The organism is Rahnella aceris, assembly GCF_011684115.1.
GTDB lineage: Bacteria > Pseudomonadota > Gammaproteobacteria > Enterobacterales > Enterobacteriaceae > Rahnella > Rahnella aceris.
Map to the genome: position 1 here is coordinate 22712 of NZ_JAADJV010000004.1, position 19785 is coordinate 42496.

Genomic DNA, 19785 nt, shown 5'->3' on the forward strand with positions numbered 1-19785 from the left:
CCGACTTACTCAGCGCCGCTGATGAAGTCCAGATTCTGGCCTTCTTTCAGGGTTACGTAAGCTTTTTTCCAGTCGCTACGACGACCAACACGCTGACCGTGACGTTTAACTTTGCCTTTAACCAGCAAGGTGTTCACATCTTCGACTTCGACTTCAAACAGTTTCGAAACCGCAGCTTTGATTTCCGCTTTAGTCGCGTCTTTGGCAACTTTGAGAACGATGGTATTGTTCTTTTCCATCGCAGTAGACGCTTTTTCAGAAACGTGCGGCGCGCGCAGCACTTTCAGCAGACGTTCTTCACGAATCATGCCAGCATCTCCTCAACTTGCTTCACAGCGTCAGCAGTCATAACTACTTTGTCGAAGGCGATCAGGCTTACTGGATCGATACCTGCTACATCGCGAACGTCAACCTTGTACAGGTTACGTGCGGCCAGGAACAGATTCTCGTCGACTTCGCCAGTTACAATCAGCACGTCTTCCAGAGCCATGTCTTTCAGTTTCTGTGCCAGCAGCTTAGTTTTAGGCGCTTCTACAGAGAACGTCTCGACAACGATCAAACGATCTTGACGTACCAGTTCGGACAGGATGCTTTTCAGCGCGCCGCGGTACATCTTTTTATTTACTTTTTGACTGTGGTCCTGTGGCTTTGCAGCGAAGGTTACACCACCGGAACGCCAGATCGGGCTCTTTACAGAACCTGAACGCGCACGGCCAGTACCTTTCTGACGCCAAGGTTTTTTACCGGAACCGGTTACTTCAGCACGGGTCTTCTGAGCGCGAGTACCTTGACGGGCACCTGCTGCATAAGCAACAACGACCTGGTGTACCAGCGCTTCATTGAAATCACGCCCGAAGGTAGTTTCGGAAACAGTCAGCGCGCTCTGCGCGTCTTTCACTACTAATTCCATTCCTATCTCCTCGACGTTAAGCCTTAACAGCAGGTTTAACGATCAGGTTGCCACCGGTAGCACCCGGAACAGCACCCTTGACCAGCAGCAGGTTGCGCTCAGCGTCAACACGTACTACGTCCAGGCTTTGAACGGTTACACGCTCGTTACCCAGTTGGCCTGCCATTTTCTTGCCTTTGAACACTTTGCCCGGAGTCTGGTTCTGACCGATAGAACCCGGAACACGGTGAGACAAGGAGTTACCATGGGTAGCGTCTTGGGTACGGAAATTCCAGCGCTTAACTGTGCCAGCAAAACCTTTACCTTTAGAAGTACCGGTAACATCAACTTTCTTAACGTCTGCGAAAATTTCAACGCTAATGTTCTGACCTGCAGTGAACTCTTCACCTTCTGCAAGGCGGAATTCCCACAGACCGCGGCCAGCTTCTACGCCAGCTTTAGCGAAGTGACCCGCTTCTGGTTTGGTTACACGGTTAGCTTTTTTGCTACCAGTAGTAACCTGCACAGCGCGGTAACCGTCGTTGTCCAGATCTTTGACCTGAGTAACGCGGTTTGCTTCAATTTCGATAACGGTTACAGGGATAGAAACGCCATCTTCAGTGAAGATACGAGTCATACCCACTTTCTTACCGACTAAACCAATCATTGTTTCAACCTCTCAATCGCTCAATGACCCTGATTAACCCAGGCTGATCTGCACGTCTACACCAGCAGCCAGATCCAGACGCATCAGAGCATCAACGGTTTTCTCGGTTGGCTCAACGATGTCAACCAGACGCTTGTGAGTGCGAATTTCATACTGATCGCGCGCATCTTTATTGACGTGCGGAGAAATCAGGATGGTAAAGCGCTCTTTGCGGGTCGGCAGCGGGATTGGACCACGAACTTGCGCACCAGTGCGCTTCGCAGTCTCAACGATTTCCGCAGTTGATTGATCGATCAGACGATGATCAAACGCTTTCAGGCGGATACGGATTCTTTGGTTCTGCATGAGACCAGAGCTCCAATTATTTTAAACGTAAATGATTACTCCTCAAACCCATTTCGATTGATGGGAGAGTGTAATCGTTCTTCACATAACCCCCATATCGGGAGTATTGTTGACCGGCAAGTAAACTTATCGGCCATCTGATTCTCATTGAACCAGGCCTACCAAGATTAGGTAAGCCCGCGCATTATACTTAAACACCAGTAAGAAGCAATCCGAACTACAAAAAAAATGCTTTTATTTTGCGCTCTTCTCTTCTTGTTGCTGTTCCAACATCGCTTTTTCCAACCACTCTTGTAATGGTATATCCGGGCTTCCCTCATCTAACTTCATGATTTGACTTTCATCGCTTTCGCCTGTCGGCGCCTCTTCCGGAGCCTCATTTTCCATAGATGAAGTATCTTCCAGCAGTTGTTCATCAGCATTTGTATCGTCATCACTATCGGCCGACTGACTAACAGCAGGCATCGCTTTGTCCTGATAGATGTAATGTAAGGGGGATTGCTTATAAGGAAGACGGGATTCTTCACTGACACTTATCCGGTAACTCTGCCAGTTAAGATAACTTATATGAAGATAAGCCCCTGCCATCGCACCTGCCAACAAGCATAGGCAACCTAATCCCAGAGAATAAAGGCTTTTTCTGAGCGGGCGATGCACTACCACCTTCACTTTTTGTTTGTTTAAATGGCTTGTGTAAGCCGATAAATGAATGTTTTGCATTTTAACCTAGAGCTCTTCTTCTGTAAGCAGCACGGGCATGTTGCCGGTACGTTTAGCGATTTGCATCAGTGTGCCCTTACCTACCCTTCCATCAACAATAAGACCTTCCCGTTGTTGGAATAATTTAACCTTCCTGATCAAATCTTTGTCCCACTGACCCGTTTTACCGAATGGCAGGTTCAGGATTTTGCTCAGTGTCATATCTAACCAAGCGGTGTCAGCTTCAGGGCTTGTATTGTTGATGGCGTTTTTACCGCTCGGAGTCTGCGGGAATAACTGAATATATTCGCCACCCCAAACTTCGTTAAACCAGCTGCGCTGAACCGTCCACGTCTCATCTTTAATAAGAATATCTAACTCCTCATCAGTGACCTTCACAACGGTAACGTACACGGTCTGTTTATCTGCTGTAATCGGACTTAACCAGGGAATTCCGTCCTGGACTAAGGTCTCTAAGGTTGCCTTACCCTTTTTACAGGTGAGCTGTGCACGGACGGCCTGATCACAGAACGCATCATTAGTTGGCACGTCATAACCCCACACCTGAAAGAGCTGACGCATTCCGTTACGCTCGTTACTTCCAACATCACTCAGTTTTTTGGCCGCAGCAGGGATTTCATGCAGCCTTTCGGAAAACGTCGCCAACAGCGGGAGGTATGGCTTTGCATAGCCTAAATAAGTCCATCCCAAAACACTGCCCAAAAGCATGTAACACGCAATGAGAAACGTGAGACATTTCCTTTTGCCAGGCGTCAGTCCTCGGGCTTCGAGGCAGACTTTCATTTGCCGATAAGTGACTGACTGTGTTTTTTCTGCATATGCGCTGTTCAATGAGTCTGTTGCCAGTTCATTAATAAGCCGAAACTTACCACCAGCGGCAGTGTGCAACAATTTAACGAGTGGTTTGTTAAAAAGGGTTGGCTCCCCTCCGGCTGATTGCATCCTTTGGGACAGATAGTCCGAGGTTTCTGCGAGACTCATTGGAGACAGAGAGTAAACCGCATATGGTAGCCCCATCTTATGGCGCCTGCCGCGGCTTTTACTCCCCTTATGTTCTTCTACTAGCAGGAATGAGACACGCAGAGATTGTGGATAAGTTTTGAATGTACGTAAAAACTCATAACTTTCTGCCGTGAGGTTTTCAGCATTATCGATCACGACCAACCAGGGCTCTGCGGGGTCCTCATTGTGGACAAAGGATTCTGCAATTCGCATAGTGAGAATCGAGGCTGGTAATGTTTGCCATTTCTTTAAATGAAAACAAAAGGCTAGTAATTGTCCAAGGCTTTCACTGTCTGCGCCATTCAAAGACGCTGCACTTAAATTCAATACCCGGCATTGACTTTTTCTGGCAATCTCGTGCGCCAGTCGCGTTTTACCAACACCTTTGTTACCACCGATTATCGCGATACCTCCCTGACTCAACTTCTGCAGAATAAAATCCTGAGCGGCCAACAAACGTATATTATTGAAATAATTACCTTCCAAAAAGGGAAGCGTGACAAAATTAAAGTAATCGCGGTACATACCAATACCCATAACCATTTATACATTCAATGAATGTTTTTAAATAAAAAACCGAAAGAGGAATAAATCTGAAAATCAAGAAACACAACCTCATTCGTATTGAACATGTATTAATGTGAATCAATGTTTTTCTGCGTATAATATAGCCTAATAAGTAACCCACTGGAATAACGAAAGCACAAGGGAATGATCCAATACATGCATGCCATCTGGAATAAAGGGCATCGGCCAAAGCTATCATTGAAGACAGGAATGTTTATTGTCATTACATTCATACTCACAATGATTTGTTGCTCAACAATCGCTGTTACTGTGCTAAATAGCAGGGAAAGTTTTGGGTTCCTGCCCAAGACCTCCACCGACGCCAAAATTTTTATCAATATACCCGGCACACTATTTGAAAAACGCAGAAATGCAGTGATTAAAGAGGTAACTCGATCACCAGCGACTAGCGTTAAGCTTCCCTTATTCCTTAAGGGAGTTCTGACAAGTACTGACAGTCGGCGCTCACTGGCTATTCTTCAAGGACCAACGGGTCAGCATAGTTACCGTGAAGGTGAAAAGCTTGCTGATGTGGAAAACGCTTACTTGCAGTCAGTAAAACCAGACGAAGTTTTAATACGCACCCCCAAGGGAACAGCGATTTTATACCTCAGTGATAAAGCTCAGGATAATAAACGCCCAGAACCACAAAAACAGAGGGCAAACAAAGAACACGCAAAATACTTAATGCATTATTTAGTTGCCAACCCCGTATATAAAGATGAGAAACTTACAGGTTATAGATTCAATCCCAAAACGAGCAGCAATGTTTATCTTAGAGCGGGACTTATTCCAGGCGAGTTCGTCATCAAAATAAATGGGCAATCTCTCGACGACACTGCAACAGCAGATAAATACATTGAACAACTGGCAAGCCTGAGGGATGTACAACTTACCGTTCTGAGAGAAAATCAACTTCAGAATATCTATATAAATCTAGCCACTATCGAAACATCGTTGGATACAGAAAGTCATGAAGAAGTTCATTAACTCTCTCCTAGTAAAGGCATGCATATTATTTGCCACACTTCCAGGGATTGTACACGCGGAAGAGTTTACTGCGAGCTTTAAGGGCACGGATATTAAAGAGTTTATTGATACGGTAAGTAAAAATCTGAATAAAACTATCCTTATCGATCCATCCGTGCAGGGAACTGTTTCTGTCAGAAGTTATGATGTTTTGAATGAAGAACAATACTATCAATTTTTTCTCAGCGTGCTGGATGTCTATGGTTTTGCTGTGATCCCCATGGATAACGGGCTACTGAAGGTCGTACGTTCAGCGAATGCGAAAATGTCTGGCGTGCCCATTGCAGACAAAAACAGCCCCGGTAAGGGAGATGAAATTATCACCCGCGTCGTAACGCTTCTTAATGTGCCGGTCAGAGAGTTGGCACCTTTGCTTCGCCAGATGAATGACAGTACCGGAGTAGGGAATGTTGTTCATTACGAACCTTCCAATGTTTTGCTTCTGACGGGCCGGGCATCTGTGGTCAACCGGCTTATTAAGCTTGTCGAACGCGTTGACGCGATGGGTGACCAGCAAAGGCAAACCATTAAACTAAAATATGCTTCTGCCCCGGAAATGGCTGAGATGATGAACAACCTGGTTCGCGAGGAATCTAAAGGACAATCATCGTCCATATTACAAGCCAAAATCGTCGCGGATGAGAGAACCAACACCCTAATCATCAGCGGGCCAGAAGGCGTGCGCAGCCGCGCAGCAAAACTGGTTAGTCAGCTTGATAAAGACCAGTCATCTCAGGGCAATACGCGTGTTTTCTATCTGAAATATGCCAAAGCGGAAAAAATCGTTCCCGTACTTACTGGCATCACAGAAGAGATGAAAGAAGGCAAAACAGCTCAGCCTTCCGGCGCGTCTAACAAGCCGATGAGCATCACTGCAGATGAACAAACAAACTCCATCGTCATTACTGCACAGCAGGATGTGATGCAGTCACTCGAACAGGTCATCACCAAGCTCGATATCCGCCGTGCACAGGTGTTAGTCGAAGCCATTATTGTCGAAGTACAGGATGGCAACGGGCTTAATCTGGGTATCCAGTGGAGCAACAACCAGGTTGGCGGAACACAATTTACCGGAACCGGCGCGCCAATATCGACCGTTGCGGCCGGAGTTCGCCAGTACAAAAAAGAGGGCATTATCAGCAGCGATAATCCTCTGAGCAGCACTTTGCAGACCTTCAATGGCATGACCGCAGGCTTCTTTAGCGGTGACTGGAACGTCTTACTCACTGCGTTATCCACCAGTAATAAAAACGATATTCTTGCTACCCCAAGCATTGTCACTCTCGATAATAAAGAAGCCTCATTCAACGTCGGTCAGGAAGTCCCCTCCCTGTCCGGCTCACAAACCACATCTGGCGATAACATTTATAGCAGCGTGGTTTACAAAACCGTCGGCACAAAATTAAAGGTCACTCCGCAGATCAATGAAGGTGACTCTGTGCTGATGGAAATCGAACAGGAAGTTTCCAGCGTTGATACTTCAACTAACTCTAGTCTTGGCCCGACCTTCAATACCCGAACCATTTCCAATGCCGTGCTGGTTCGTACGGGTGAAACTGTAGTCCTGGGCGGTTTGCTGGATGACAGTACCAAAGAAACCAAATCCAAAGTTCCTCTGTTGGGTGATATTCCGTGGATAGGCAATTTGTTCCGCTATACCAGCACTGAATCAGCAAAACGTAATCTGATGGTGTTTATCAGGCCGACCATTATTCGTGATGATGAGGTTTACTCTTCCATTTCCAATAAGAAATATTCGCACTTTCAAAAAATTCAAAAAACGCGTCAGGATGAGGACCATCAGGATCTGCTCACGCCAAATACTCGTTCTATTTTGCCTGACTATCCTGGGAACAATGTGCCAAAAGCATCCATATCCACCACGCCTGATGACGGCAAACCTCGTAATCCGTTTAGTGGATAAGCCATGAACAGTGATAACGAAGTGCTATATAGACCCGTTGTGGAACAAGCCTCCCCTGTTCTGCCTTATACCTACGCCAAACAAAAAGGCGTAACGCTGCTTGATAACGTGCTTTTTTGCCGACAGGACATTTCAGTGGAAACACTGCTCGAAGTACGTCGGATCATGGGTGAAATAACGGCGGTCGAAATAGTGGAAACGACATTGTTCGATGAAAAGTTATCAGCAACCTACCAGCGTAGCAGCGGCGAGTCACAACAAATCATTGATGATATCGATAACGAGGTCGATCTTCTGTCTTTGTCTGAGGAATTACCTGATAACGAAGACTTACTGGCCAGTGATGAAAATTCGCCGATCATCCGTCTTATTAATGCGGTGCTTTCTGAAGCAGTCAAAGAGGGTGCTTCGGATATCCATATCGAAACCTTCGAACGCATGCTCAGTATTCGGTTTCGTATCGATGGCGTCTTACGGCAAATCCTGCAACCGGCTCGCAAGCTGGCACCGTTCTTGGTATCGCGCATCAAGGTGATGGCGAAACTGGATATCGCTGAAAAACGTTTACCTCAGGATGGTCGCATTTCGTTACGTATCGGTCACCGGGCGATTGATATCCGCGTATCGACCATTCCAGCTCAATATGGTGAGCGTGTGGTGATGCGCCTTTTGGATAAAAATAATTTATGTCTTGAGATTCCACAACTTGGTCTGTCTCCACAGGACGAACAACAGCTATCGGCATTAATCCGTAAACCTCACGGGATCATTCTGGTCACCGGGCCGACCGGTTCAGGTAAAAGCACGACTCTGTACGCAGTTCTTTCTGCACTCAACAATAACGAGCGTAACATTCTTACTGTCGAAGACCCGATTGAGTATGAACTGGAGGGCGTGGGGCAAACGCAAGTTAACCCCCGTGTAGAAATGACATTTGCGCTCGGTTTGCGGGCGATTTTGCGTCAGGACCCGGATGTAGTCATGGTCGGTGAGATCCGCGACAATGAAACAGCTCAAATCGCGGTGCAGGCTTCACTGACCGGCCATCTGGTGATGTCAACATTGCATACAAATAGTGCCGTCGGTGCCATTACCCGTTTACGGGATATGGGTCTGGAGCCCTTCCTTCTCGCCTCCTCATTATTAGGCGTGGTGGCTCAGCGACTCGTGCGACGCCTTTGCCCGCATTGTACCCGACAGTCCCCGTTAGATGTGTCTCACATTCCTTTATTCCACTTTCTGCCTGAACCACCAGCCACTGTTTTTAAAGCCGTCGGATGTTCTCAATGCCATTTCACGGGCTATAAAGGCAGGGTGGCTATCCACGAATGCATGGTTGTTGATAACGCTATACGTCAGGCTATTCATGAGAATCAGGATGAATTTTCCATTGAGAACATTCATCGCAAAACTGCCCGAAGCTTGCGGGAAAATGGACTGCTTAAAACCATTAGCGGCGAGACTACGCTGGAAGAAGTGATCAGAGTTACTGCCGAACAAGAGATAGCGACACGGGGAACGCCCTCATGAGCCGCTTCGCCTTTCATGCAATCACCCCGACGGGCAAGACGCAGCGAGGAGTAATTGATGCCGATTCTCTCCGCCTGGCGCGCCAGATTGTCCGCGAGCGGGGTTTAACGCTTCTTGAAATAAAGCAGGTGGGCAACTCGCTGACAACTCTAAATAGTAAAAATAAAGGATTGAAAACGCGTGTCCCTTCACATGCCATTTCACTATTCTCACGTCAGCTCGCCACATTAACCAATGCAGCCCTGCCCGTAGAAGCCGCACTTGCCGTTATTGCCCGCCAAACCGAGCACGCTGGACTCACGCAAGTGCTGACCGCTGTGCGTAACAAAGTGGTGGAGGGACATACGCTAGCCGATGCATTATCTGATTTTCCTCGCCTATTTGATCCGATGTTCAGAACACTGGTCACGGCAGGTGAACGAACCGGACAACTCGGCACCGTACTGGAAAAAATGGCGGATTATTATGAAATCCGCCGGCAAATCAAAAGCAAGTTGTCGCAAGCCATGATTTACCCGGCCATGCTCACCATCATTGCCATTCTAGTGATTGTTATTTTGCTGGTTGCCGTCGTCCCGCAAATCATTGAACAGTTTGTGCATATGAAACATACGCTGCCCATCTCCACCCGTATTTTAATTGGCGTCAGTGGTTTCCTGGAACATACATGGTGGGTGATTGCCATAGTGGTTATCGCTTTCATCGCTACCTTCAGGCTGGCTCTGCGCCGTAAGCATAATCTTATGCGTTTTCATACGGCGTTGCTCGGTGTTGTCGTTTTAGGGCCACTGATCAGGGCCATCAATAGTGCCCGATATGCCCGGACTCTCAGTATTTTGCAATCGAGCGGCGTTCCTTTACTTGATGCGATGAAAATCTCAACAGAAGGGATAACTAACCGTCGGATCCATTATTTACTTACCCAAGCGGCAGAACATGTTCGTCAGGGCAGCTCGCTCTTTGCTGTTCTGGAACAAACCCGCCTCTTCCCACCCATGATGCTCTACATGATTGCTTCCGGTGAACAAAGCGGACGTCTTGGCGAGCTCATGGCACACGCGGCTGACAATCAGGACAAGCTGATGCAACACCGGCTTTCAATGGTATTGGCGCTATTTGAACCACTGCTGATTGTCACTATGGCCAGTATTGTTTTATTCATCATCATGTCGATTTTACAACCGATTCTCCAGCTTAATAATCTGGTCAGTTAAAGGTATCATTCCATGTTAAACATTCAAAAAAATCAGTACATTGGCACTCAGAAGCAACAAGGCTTTACATTAATCGAACTGATGGTGGTTATCGTCATTCTCGGGGTGCTGGCAGCGCTCGTTGTTCCTAATGTAATGGGCAACAAAGAAAGAGCAGATACCCAAAAAGCCGTCAGCGATATTGTCGCCCTCGAGAACGCCCTCGACATGTATAAGCTGGATAACCATCGCTATCCAACAACCGAACAAACGCTTGAAGCCCTTGTAACCCTGCCCACGATCAACCCGCTACCTGCCAATTATCGTAACGATGGATACATAAAGCGTTTGCCCGCCGATCCCTGGGGCAACGAATACATGTTGGTCAGTCCAGGTGAACATGGGGCTATCGATGTCTTTTCTGCCGGGCCTGACAGTGAGCCCAACACCGCAGATGACATAAAGAACTGGGTTGAGAAGGATCACTAACCTTGTCTGCGGTCAAACAATCCGGCTTTACGCTGCTGGAAATACTGATGGTAATGGCCATTTTCGCCATTGCCGCAGGGGTTGTGGTCATGGTTTTACCGTCTGACAACTCACAAATCCAACGCGCCGAGCAAATGAAAACAGTGATGGAATATGCTGCTGAGCGCGCAGTGCTGGAAGGAAAACCGCTCGGGCTTTCCTTAACGGCCGGCGCTTATCGGTTTGTGATTTTAGGTGGCACGCTAACGTTGATTCCACTAACACGTGAGCCTCAGTGGCAAGAAATTGAATCTTCCCGCATGCCTGTCAGCGGTGAATTTGCGGAAAATGAAACCCTTTCGCTCAGCCCTTTATCCCTCAATAAATCTATCAACCGCCCACCACAAATTGTTTTTATGCCCGACGGAACACTTTCAGTCTTTGAACTCAGTTTTTCTTCCTCTGCATCTGAACCGGCCTGTTGCAGCATCATTTCTGAAGGACGACTGCCACTGATATTCAATGTCAGAAGGTCTGGAAAATAATGCGTATATCTTCAACGTGTAGTGTTAAAAATCAGCAAGGTATGACTCTGATTGAAGTAATCATTGCCCTCGGCATCTTCGCCACGGCGGCTCTGGCATTACTGAATAGCCTGAGTTCGCAAATGAGCGCAGTAGATCATTTTCGAACTTCTCTCTTTGCCAGCTGGGTTGCTGAAAATACGCTGATAGAAACACAGATCAAAGCGGAAAAAAAAGAAAAAAGACGAGTAACACTAGCCGGGCAGGAATGGTTTGTTGAACAGCAACATACCCTTGATAGAGAGAACAACATTAGCCAGAACCAGGTACGCGTTCTTCAGGTAGAAGATGCCCTTTCACCGATCCTTTCGGTGAGCCGCTGGACTCAGATAATGGCAGAGAAGCCATGAGCAGCCAGCAGACAGCCAAACAACAAGGTTTCACGCTGATAGAAGTCATGATTGCGATGACGATATTTGCGCTTCTCAGCCTGCTGGCCTATCAGATCCTTTCCGCATCAGTTAAAAACAGTGAAATAACACAAGAACACACGGCAAGACTGACCGGAATTCAGACTACATTTTCTTTGCTGGAACGGGATCTGATCCAGATATTGCCACGGCAAACCGATGTGGCAGGAGCTCTTTTATCAGCCTCTGAGACCTCATTAAGTTTTACAACCATTGGCAGTTATTCTGCATCAGCCCCCTTGTCTGCCAGTGATCTTACACGGGTTACCTGGACATTTACCGATCACACACTGACGCGCAGCGCACAATCTCTTCCGTCCCAGCCACTGACTGATTCATCAGCGATAACGCCCTTTACCCTGCTGACAGGCGTAAGTTCTTTGCATTGGCGATTCTATTCCGGCGGCTGGACCAACAGCTGGAGCAAAACGGATTCTTTTCCAAAAGTCATCGAACTCATTGTCACGCTGGAAGATATGGGTGAAATACGCCGGTTATTCCTCCTGCCCCAAATAATTGAGGAGACGAAGGCAGAGTCAGTTGATAAGCCGTCTGAGCAAGCAAGTTCTGAATCCGCAGCTCCGATACCCTTAAACGGGGAGAACACCACCGATGAGTAAGCAACAAGGTGTGGCGCTACTGATCGTCTTAATGATCCTTGCCATCATGGCTGCATTAGCGGCAAAAATGACGCTGCAATTTCAGGTCAGCCAGCACCGCCAAAGTTGGTTACTCAATCAACAGCAATTACGCTGGCTAACCTTTGCCGCTGAAGAAATCGCCCTGCCGAGACTGAAAAAAGAACTTACCGAAAACCCTGTTCAAAACAACCTCGATCAGTTTGCCGTTCAGCAAGGCCACTTCACCGGCCAGGATGGATTTTCAGTGGACTATATTATTGCTGATGGACAAAACTGTTTTAACATTAACAGCCTGCGTAATAACGAGCCTGACACGACGATAGAGGGTGAACCATACAATACGCAGGTACTGAAACAACTTCTTCTTGATGCGCAGGCAACATCCGTTGAAACCGAGCGGTTCGCTGATACCCTCAGCGATTATCTTGATGCCGATAACGAGACCCGAACATCCGGTGCGGAATCCGAGTATTACGAAACGCTGATACCGCCCCGCGCTGCAGCTAATCAACGTCTTTTTTCCCTGAATGAGCTGGCGCTGCTGCCCGACCTCCCTCTTCTGCCACTCAAAAAAATCCGACATCAGCTTTGCACTCTCCCCGAAGAGTTTCAGCAAATTAATGTGAATATGCTGACCGAAGAACAGGCTCCTCTGTTAAGCGCCTTATTTCTTGGCGGTATTAATCAGGAGGATGCAATCAGATTAATTTCAGCGCGACCGCGCAGAGGCTGGGTTTCTGTTGACGCTTTTCTGAAAGAGGCGAAGAAACAGCGTTTTAGTCTGGAAATCCAAAGCAGCGAATTAAAACCGCTGCTGACGGTACGCAGCCAATACTTCGTCCTCTATACGCTAGGCCGGTTTGAAGAACAGCAAAATGCTATGAGCAGTTTTGTGCAATTCAATCCACAGGATTCAAAAATCAAAATTTATCAACGTCGCTATCGGGTAATTGAGTAAATGGAACAACTTCATCTGGCCAACAGGCTGTTTATCAGGGCTGGTACTACGCCAGAGCACTCACTCTATTGGTTCACGGATAAGGCAGAATGTGACAACGATATCCATTGCCTGCCGGATACCGAACATTTATCAGAACTCGCCACACAACCTGCGGCACGTAATGTTTGTCTGTTCATCCCGGCCAGTGAAATAGTTTTCCGTCAGATCGCTCTGCCTCAACACGCAAACAAAATTACTCGCCAGATGATTGGCCATCTTACTGAAGAAAGTATTGCCAGCGATGTCGATACGTTGCATTGGGTTGAGCTTTATCGAGAAAAACAGACACTCTTTGTGGCGGGTATTGAATCAGATTATTTAAGAAACTGGCTTCGGCTATTTAGCGATGCAGGGCTGACAATAAGGCACATTTATATTGATGCCTTGCTGCTGCCCAGGCATGAAGAAGGCTGGTCGATAATGAAGCTTGATAAGCAGTGGCTCCTTCGACAGTCGGAATATTCAGGCTGCCAGGTTGAGCAGGTATTACTCGATACCCTACTTAAAATCGCAACGCCGGAGACATTACATTACTACGGAGATGAGAAATCGATTTCTCCTGGCTGGGTGCGCGCTGATCTGCCTTTTCATCCCCTGATTATGATGAAGAATAACTGTCCGTCAGCAGTGAATCTGCTGCAGGGCGAGTTCGCCGTGCGCAAAGAAGAATCCGCCTGGGAACGTCATCTGCTACGGGTGGCAACCAGCATGGCGATACTCACTGTGCTAGTGATTATCGGCGCCAAACTTTTCACCTGGTGGCAGATTTCTCAGCAAGAATCATTACTGAAAAAAGAGATGCTTGCACTTCATCAAACCTGGTTTCCGCAGGACAAACACACCCGTAATCTGAAGTTCTATTTTGAACAAAATATGAAAAAGGCACCTACGGCCTTTCTTCCTGCACTGGCAAAACTCACTGCTTATCATGGGCAGAGCCCGCAAATTGACATAGATAAATTAGATTTTCAGCAAGAGACGAAACAGTTCACTCTGCAGATTACTACGGGTGACCGGGCGGCGATTGATGATTTCGTCGAACGGACCGAAAGCGATTTTCACTTTGCCATTTCTAAGTTAGCCACGTCATCAGCGGGTATCACCGCCACGCTAACTCAGCGGAGTAAATCATGAAACAGTGGCTGATGCTTAAAAATGAACGGGAAAGATGGCTGATACTGGTTGCCGCTTTTCTGTTGGCAGTAACTTGCATCTGGTACGGTATTTTAACCCCGCTCAACAACCGGATCGCCCAATCCCGTGCACGGGTCAACACACAACATCACCAGCTTGAATGGATGATTCAGCAAACCCAGCGTCTCGGGGCACCTTCCGGACTGCCTGTTAAGACAGAAAAGCTGACGGAAGCTATTAACACCTCAGCGGCAGGTTTATCCCTGCAACTTCCTAAGACTACTCAGAATGAGCGGGGAGTCGCCCTAAGCTTTGAGCAGATCCCTTACACCACCCTTTTACGCTGGCTTGAAATTCTCAATAAGGAATACGGTATTCAGGTCGTGGCCATCTCAATAGTGACAGGTAACGGACCAACAGGAAGCGTCAGTGTTCCTCAACTCACACTGCGTTAACGGGCAGATGTCATAACAAGGAAGATATTTAGCATGGACGGAGGATGGCAGCAATTGTCTTATATCACATCATTACCCGACGGGTTTTATCACACCTGCGTCGCTGTTTTGGGATTGCTGCTGGGCAGCTTTCTTAATGTCGTCGTTTATCGCTTGCCGCTGATGATTCAGAACGATGGTCAACTGACAGAGCATGGCTTTAATCTGAGCCTTCCGGCATCACACTGCCCCGCCTGTATACATCCGCTAAAATACTGGCAGAACATTCCGGTTTTGAGCTGGTTGTTGTTACGGGGGAAATGCCATTATTGCAAAACCACGATCTCTAAAAGGTACCCCCTTACAGAAGCAGGATGCGCCGCCATGTTTCTTGGTCTGTCGTTTCTGTTTACCACTCCCCTGAGTTTATTCAGTGCCTTATTACTGTTCTGGTTTCTTCTGGCATTAAGCCTGATTGATTTGGCAACTTACCTGCTTCCTGACCGGCTGACACTGCCCTTGCTGTGGGCCGGGTTACTCGTCCACTCTCTGTACGGCAGCGTGACACTTCAGAGTGCATTATATGGCGCGGTCGCAGGTTATCTGGCGTTGTGGTTTTTGTACTGGAGTGTCAAGTTAGTCAGCGGCAAAGAGGGAATGGGGTACGGGGATTTTAAACTCCTGGCAGCACTTGGCGCCTGGGTGGGCTGGCAGATGTTGCCATATCTGTGTATTCTCGCCGCGCTTGCGGGGATCGTTTTCACACTGGTAAGGGTAAGTATTTATAAAATGTCAGAGCAAACGCCTTTCGGACCCTGCCTGGCACTGGCTGGTGCGCTGATTTACATCAGCCAGGAGAGCAAAACAATCTGGCTGATGTTGAGTTAATACAGCAGAAATTACTGGGATTCTTCTTTCAGCTGAGACTGGATGTAGTTCTGAATGCCAATACGCCCGATGAGTTCCAGTTCGGTTTCCAGCCAGTCGATGTGATGCTCTTCATCCGCCAGGATATTAATCATTAAATCGCGGCTGACGTAATCGTGCACCGAGTCAGCATAAGCAATGCCTTCGCGTAAATCCTTCGCCCCTTCAAGTTCCAGCAGCAAATCAGATTTCAGCATTTCCTCAACATCTTCACCAATATTGAGTTTGCCGAGATCCTGCAGGTTAGGAAGCCCTTCCAGGAAGAGGATCCGCTCAATATAGATATCGGCATGTTTCATTTCATCAATGGATTCGTGATATTCGATACCGTTGAGACGCATCAGTCCCCAGTTTTTAAACATACGGGCATGCAAAAAGTACTGATTGATAGCAACCAGTTCATTTCCAAGAAGTTTATTGAGGTGTGCAATGACTTTTTTATCGCCTTTCATAGGTAACTCCTCCGTTCCGGTATCTAAAGCGTAGATCCGGTTCAGAGTAAGTCAAAAAAAAGGCACACTTTTTAACTAAGTATTTTTACGCGATGTTTTTGAACTCAGGAATTTGCTGTAATTCATCTTCCATTATTTGTCGTGCCGCACGAACACATTTGCCACATTGCGTTCCTACCGGAACAAAACTCCTCAACTGTTGGAACGTTTGCGGCTGGTAACGTCTGACTGCCTGTCTGATCGTTTTATCACTGACTGAATTGCACAAACACACGTACATATAAACCACGCTTCGCATAAATCTTGAACTAACTGTAAATGAGAATGGTTATTATTGCAAATGCAGTTTGAACGCTTTTGCACACAAATTTTAGGCAATAAAAAAGGGTGCCGAAGCACCCTTTTTTTGCTCTTAATTATCAGCGATTAAGCGATAACTTTAGCAACAACACCAGCACCTACAGTACGGCCGCCTTCACGGATTGCGAAACGCAGACCGTCATCCATCGCGATTGGGTGGATCAGGGTAACAACCATGTTCACGTTGTCACCAGGCATAACCATCTCAACGCCTTCTGGCAGTTCGATAGTACCGGTCACGTCAGTTGTACGGAAGTAGAACTGTGGACGGTAGCCTTTGAAGAATGGAGTATGACGACCACCTTCATCTTTGCTCAGGATGTACACTTCGGAATCAAACTTGGTGTGTGGTTTGATTGAACCTGGTTTAGCCAGAACCTGACCACGTTCGATATCTTCACGTTTGATACCACGCAGCAGAACACCAACGTTCTCACCAGCACGGCCTTCGTCCAGCAGTTTGCGGAACATTTCAACGCCAGTACAAGTAGACTTAACAGTGTCCTTGATACCGACGATTTCAACTTCTTCGCCCACTTTAACGATACCACGCTCTACACGACCGGTAACAACTGTACCACGGCCGGAGATGGAGAATACGTCTTCGATTGGCAGCAGGAATGGCTTATCGATAGCACGCTCTGGCAGTGGAATGTAGCTGTCCAGTGCTTCTGCCAGTTCGATGATTTTCGCTTCCCAAGTGGCATCGCCTTCCAGTGCTTTCAGCGCTGAACCTTTGATGACCGGGATGTCGTCGCCTGGGAATTCGTAAGCAGACAGAAGTTCACGAACCTCCATTTCTACCAGTTCCAGCAGCTCTTCGTCATCTACCATGTCGCATTTGTTCATGAACACGATCATGTATGGAACGCCAACCTGGCGACCCAGCAGGATGTGCTCACGAGTCTGAGGCATAGGGCCGTCAGTTGCAGCAACAACCAGGATAGCGCCGTCCATCTGTGCAGCACCGGTGATCATGTTTTTCACGTAGTCGGCGTGCCCTGGGCAGTCAACGTGCGCGTAGTGACGAGTCGGGGTGTCATATTCAACGTGAGAAGTGTTGATGGTGATACCACGAGCTTTTTCTTCTGGTGCGTTATCGATCTGGTCGAATGCGCGTGCAGAACCGCCGTAGGTTTTAGCCAGAACGGTAGTGATTGCTGCAGTCAGGGTAGTTTTACCGTGGTCAACGTGGCCGATAGTACCAACGTTAACGTGCGGTTTGTTACGTTCAAATTTTTCTTTAGACACGGCTATATTCCTTACTCTTGTGCTCTCCCTTCAAAGAGAGAGCACGGGATCATTGTGTTTAAACCAGTGGCTTATTTGCCACGAGCTTCAATAACGGCCAGGGCCACGTTATTCGGCGCATCATCGTACTTCAGGAATTCCATGGAGTAAGATGCACGGCCTTTGGTCAGTGAACGCAGCTGAGTTGCATAACCGAACATTTCGGAAAGCGGAACTTCAGCATGAATCACAACGCCAGTAGCGTTAGATTCTTGGCCTTTCAGCATACCACGACGGCGGCTAAGGTCACCGATGACGTCACCAGTGTTCTCTTCCGGAGTCTCTACTTCAACCTTCATGATCGGCTCAAGCAGGACTGGTTTCGCTTTCTTAAAGCCATCTTTAAAGGCAATAGAAGCGGCCAGTTTAAACGCCAGCTCGGAGGAGTCAACGTCATGGTAAGAACCGAAGTGCAGACGCACGCCCAGATCGACTACCGGGTAACCGGCCAGTGGACCAGACTTCAGCTGTTCCTGGATGCCTTTGTCAATCGCGCCGATGAATTCACCAGGAATTACACCACCTTTGATTTCGTTGACAAACTCATACCCTTTCGGATTTGTGCCAGGTTCTAATGGGTACATGTCGATCACAACGTGACCATACTGACCGCGACCACCAGACTGCTTAGCGTGTTTACCTTCAACATCGGTAACTTTAGCGCGGATAGCTTCACGGTATGCAACCTGCGGCTTACCGACGTTAGCTTCAACGTTAAATTCACGACGCATACGGTCAACCAGGATATCCAGGTGAAGTTCACCCATACCTGCGATGATTGTCTGGCCAGACTCTTCATCAGTCCAAACGCGGAATGATGGGTCTTCTTTTGCCAGACGGCCCAGAGCCAGACCCATTTTTTCCTGGTCAGCTTTGGTTTTTGGTTCTACCGCAACGGAGATTACCGGCTCAGGGAATTCCATGCGTTCCAGGATAATCACGTTATCCGGATCACACAGGGTATCACCTGTAGTCACGTCTTTCAGACCGATCGCAGCAGCGATATCGCCCGCACGAACTTCTTTGATTTCTTCACGCTTGTTAGCGTGCATCTGAACGATACGACCCAGACGTTCACGCTGAGATTTCACTGGGTTAAATACAGTGTCACCTGAATTGACGAGACCGGAATAAACACGGAAGAACGTCAAGTTACCCACGAATGGGTCAGTAGCGATTTTGAACGCCAGAGCAGAGAACGGCTCTGAATCGTCAGAATGGCGAACTGCCGGAGTGTCTTTACCGTCGTCCAACAGGCCGTTGATAGCTTCAACGTCAGTTGGTGCTGGCAGATACTCAACAACAGCATCCAGCATTGCCTGTACGCCTTTGTTTTTAAACGCAGAACCACAGGTAACCAGGATGATTTCGTTGTTCAGAACGCGCTTACGCAGAGAAGTTTTGATCTCTTCTTCAGTCAGCTCTTCGCCACCAAAGAATTTCTCCATCAGCTCATCAGAGCCTTCAGCAGCGGCTTCAACCAGTTTCTGACGCCATTCTTCAGCCAGTTCTTGCATGTTGGCAGGGATTTCTTCGTATTCGAAGGTAACGCCCTGATCAGCTTCGTTCCAGTTGATAGCTTTCATCTTCACCAGGTCAACAACACCGGTGAATTTCTCTTCCGCGCCGATTGCCAGTTGCAGTGGCACCGGAGTTGCGCCCAGACGTTTTTCAATCTGGTCAACAACTTTCAGGAAGTTAGCACCCATACGGTCCATTTTGTTAACGAACGCGATACGAGGAACTTTATATTTGTTTGCCTGACGCCATACGGTCTCAGACTGTGGCTGAACACCGCCAACAGCACAGTAAACCATTACCGCGCCATCAAGAACACGCATGGAACGTTCTACTTCGATGGTGAAGTCAACGTGCCCTGGGGTGTCAATGATGTTGATGTGGTGTGGTTCGAACTGCTTAGCCATACCAGACCAGAAACAGGTGGTGGCAGCAGACGTGATGGTAATACCACGTTCCTGTTCCTGTTCCATCCAGTCCATGGTGGCTGCGCCATCATGAACTTCACCGATTTTGTGGTTTACACCGGTGTAGAACAGAACACGTTCGGTAGTGGTTGTCTTACCGGCGTCGATGTGAGCACTGATACCAATGTTACGGTAGCGCTCAATGGGTGTTTTACGAGCCATTTGATTCCTCTATAACTAGGACGTTCAAGTTCAGTTAACCCAAGCGGGTTGGCTTCTTGAAGCGCCCGCTTG

At 47.7% G+C, this 19785-nt stretch carries 22 protein-coding genes; 12 read left to right on the plus strand and 10 right to left on the minus strand.

Annotation, left to right across the window (positions count from 1 at the left end):
• Positions 1–5: 5 nt before the first annotated feature.
• From rplW to GW591_RS18360, 6 genes are all read right to left on the minus strand, one after another.
• Positions 6–308, minus strand: a complete 303-nt coding sequence (gene rplW, locus GW591_RS18335; protein ID WP_013573689.1) for a 50S ribosomal protein L23 — start codon at positions 306–308, stop codon at positions 6–8.
• Positions 305–910, minus strand: a complete 606-nt coding sequence (gene rplD / locus GW591_RS18340; RefSeq protein WP_013573688.1) for a 50S ribosomal protein L4 — start codon at positions 908–910, stop codon at positions 305–307. The genes rplW and rplD overlap by 4 nt, the downstream gene beginning before the upstream one ends.
• Positions 911–926: 16 nt before the next feature.
• Positions 927–1556, minus strand: a complete 630-nt coding sequence (rplC, locus tag GW591_RS18345; RefSeq protein WP_013573687.1) for a 50S ribosomal protein L3 — start codon at positions 1554–1556, stop codon at positions 927–929.
• 33 nt (positions 1557–1589) lie between these two features.
• The gene (rpsJ, locus tag GW591_RS18350) at positions 1590–1901 is read right to left on the minus strand and encodes a 30S ribosomal protein S10 (protein ID WP_009639175.1); all 312 of its coding nucleotides are present in this window, start codon (positions 1899–1901) and stop codon (positions 1590–1592) included.
• A 234-nt stretch (positions 1902–2135) separates the two neighbouring features.
• Positions 2136–2621 carry a hypothetical protein gene (locus tag GW591_RS18355; RefSeq protein ID WP_119261137.1) on the minus strand — a complete coding sequence of 162 codons (486 nt, stop codon included), beginning with the start codon at positions 2619–2621 and terminating at the stop codon, positions 2136–2138.
• A gap of 6 nt (positions 2622–2627) precedes the next feature.
• The gene (locus GW591_RS18360) at positions 2628–4148 is read right to left on the minus strand and encodes an ExeA family protein (protein ID WP_225444969.1); all 1521 of its coding nucleotides are present in this window, start codon (positions 4146–4148) and stop codon (positions 2628–2630) included.
• 198 nt (positions 4149–4346) lie between these two features.
• Here GW591_RS18360 and gspC point away from each other — a divergent pair, with 198 nt between their 5' ends.
• The 12 genes from gspC to GW591_RS18420 are packed head-to-tail and all read left to right on the plus strand — an operon-like array spanning position 4347 to position 15425.
• Positions 4347–5180 (plus strand): type II secretion system protein GspC, encoded by an 834-nt coding sequence (gene gspC, locus GW591_RS18365; protein WP_037035605.1) that lies wholly within the window; start codon positions 4347–4349, stop codon positions 5178–5180.
• Positions 5164–7143, plus strand: coding sequence for a type II secretion system secretin GspD (gene gspD, locus GW591_RS18370; protein WP_037035590.1), 1980 nt, complete (start codon positions 5164–5166; stop codon positions 7141–7143). Before gspC ends, gspD begins: the two co-directional genes overlap by 17 nt.
• Before the next feature lie 3 nt (positions 7144–7146).
• Complete coding sequence (gspE, locus tag GW591_RS18375) at positions 7147–8673, plus strand: type II secretion system ATPase GspE (RefSeq protein WP_126124055.1); 1527 nt, start codon at positions 7147–7149, stop codon at positions 8671–8673.
• Positions 8670–9887 (plus strand): type II secretion system inner membrane protein GspF, encoded by a 1218-nt coding sequence (gene gspF, locus GW591_RS18380; RefSeq protein WP_166861218.1) that lies wholly within the window; start codon positions 8670–8672, stop codon positions 9885–9887. The genes gspE and gspF overlap by 4 nt, the downstream gene beginning before the upstream one ends.
• Positions 9888–9899: 12 nt before the next feature.
• Entirely contained in the window at positions 9900–10355 is a 456-nt protein-coding gene (gspG, locus tag GW591_RS18385; RefSeq protein ID WP_013573680.1) for a type II secretion system major pseudopilin GspG, read from the plus strand.
• 2 nt (positions 10356–10357) lie between these two features.
• Positions 10358–10879: a type II secretion system minor pseudopilin GspH gene (gspH, locus tag GW591_RS18390; protein WP_166861221.1), complete on the plus strand. Its 522-nt coding sequence runs from the start codon at positions 10358–10360 to the stop codon at positions 10877–10879.
• Positions 10879–11268 carry a type II secretion system minor pseudopilin GspI gene (gspI, locus tag GW591_RS18395; protein ID WP_112152596.1) on the plus strand — a complete coding sequence of 130 codons (390 nt, stop codon included), beginning with the start codon at positions 10879–10881 and terminating at the stop codon, positions 11266–11268. Before gspH ends, gspI begins: the two co-directional genes overlap by 1 nt.
• Positions 11265–11948 carry a type II secretion system minor pseudopilin GspJ gene (gene gspJ, locus GW591_RS18400; RefSeq protein ID WP_166861224.1) on the plus strand — a complete coding sequence of 228 codons (684 nt, stop codon included), beginning with the start codon at positions 11265–11267 and terminating at the stop codon, positions 11946–11948. Before gspI ends, gspJ begins: the two co-directional genes overlap by 4 nt.
• A complete protein-coding gene (gene gspK, locus GW591_RS18405; RefSeq protein WP_166861226.1) occupies positions 11941–12927 on the plus strand; it encodes a type II secretion system minor pseudopilin GspK in 987 nt (328 codons plus the stop codon). Before gspJ ends, gspK begins: the two co-directional genes overlap by 8 nt.
• The gene (gene gspL / locus GW591_RS18410; protein ID WP_037035602.1) at positions 12928–14103 is read left to right on the plus strand and encodes a type II secretion system protein GspL; all 1176 of its coding nucleotides are present in this window, start codon (positions 12928–12930) and stop codon (positions 14101–14103) included.
• Entirely contained in the window at positions 14100–14558 is a 459-nt protein-coding gene (gspM, locus tag GW591_RS18415) for a type II secretion system protein GspM (protein WP_166861229.1), read from the plus strand. The genes gspL and gspM overlap by 4 nt, the downstream gene beginning before the upstream one ends.
• A gap of 33 nt (positions 14559–14591) precedes the next feature.
• Entirely contained in the window at positions 14592–15425 is an 834-nt protein-coding gene (locus tag GW591_RS18420; RefSeq protein ID WP_112152600.1) for a prepilin peptidase, read from the plus strand.
• Between the two features lie 11 nt (positions 15426–15436).
• Here the strand turns inward: GW591_RS18420 and bfr are convergent, their stop codons facing one another.
• From bfr to fusA, 4 genes are all read right to left on the minus strand, one after another.
• Positions 15437–15916, minus strand: a complete 480-nt coding sequence (gene bfr, locus GW591_RS18425; RefSeq protein ID WP_013573672.1) for a bacterioferritin — start codon at positions 15914–15916, stop codon at positions 15437–15439.
• 85 nt (positions 15917–16001) lie between these two features.
• Entirely contained in the window at positions 16002–16196 is a 195-nt protein-coding gene (gene bfd, locus GW591_RS18430) for a bacterioferritin-associated ferredoxin (protein WP_013573671.1), read from the minus strand.
• A 146-nt stretch (positions 16197–16342) separates the two neighbouring features.
• Entirely contained in the window at positions 16343–17527 is a 1185-nt protein-coding gene (tuf, locus tag GW591_RS18435) for an elongation factor Tu (RefSeq protein ID WP_013573670.1), read from the minus strand.
• A gap of 71 nt (positions 17528–17598) precedes the next feature.
• On the minus strand, positions 17599–19713 hold the full coding sequence (fusA, locus tag GW591_RS18440; protein WP_013573669.1) for an elongation factor G: 2115 nt from the start codon (positions 19711–19713) through the stop codon (positions 17599–17601).
• Positions 19714–19785: the final 72 nt, after the last annotated feature.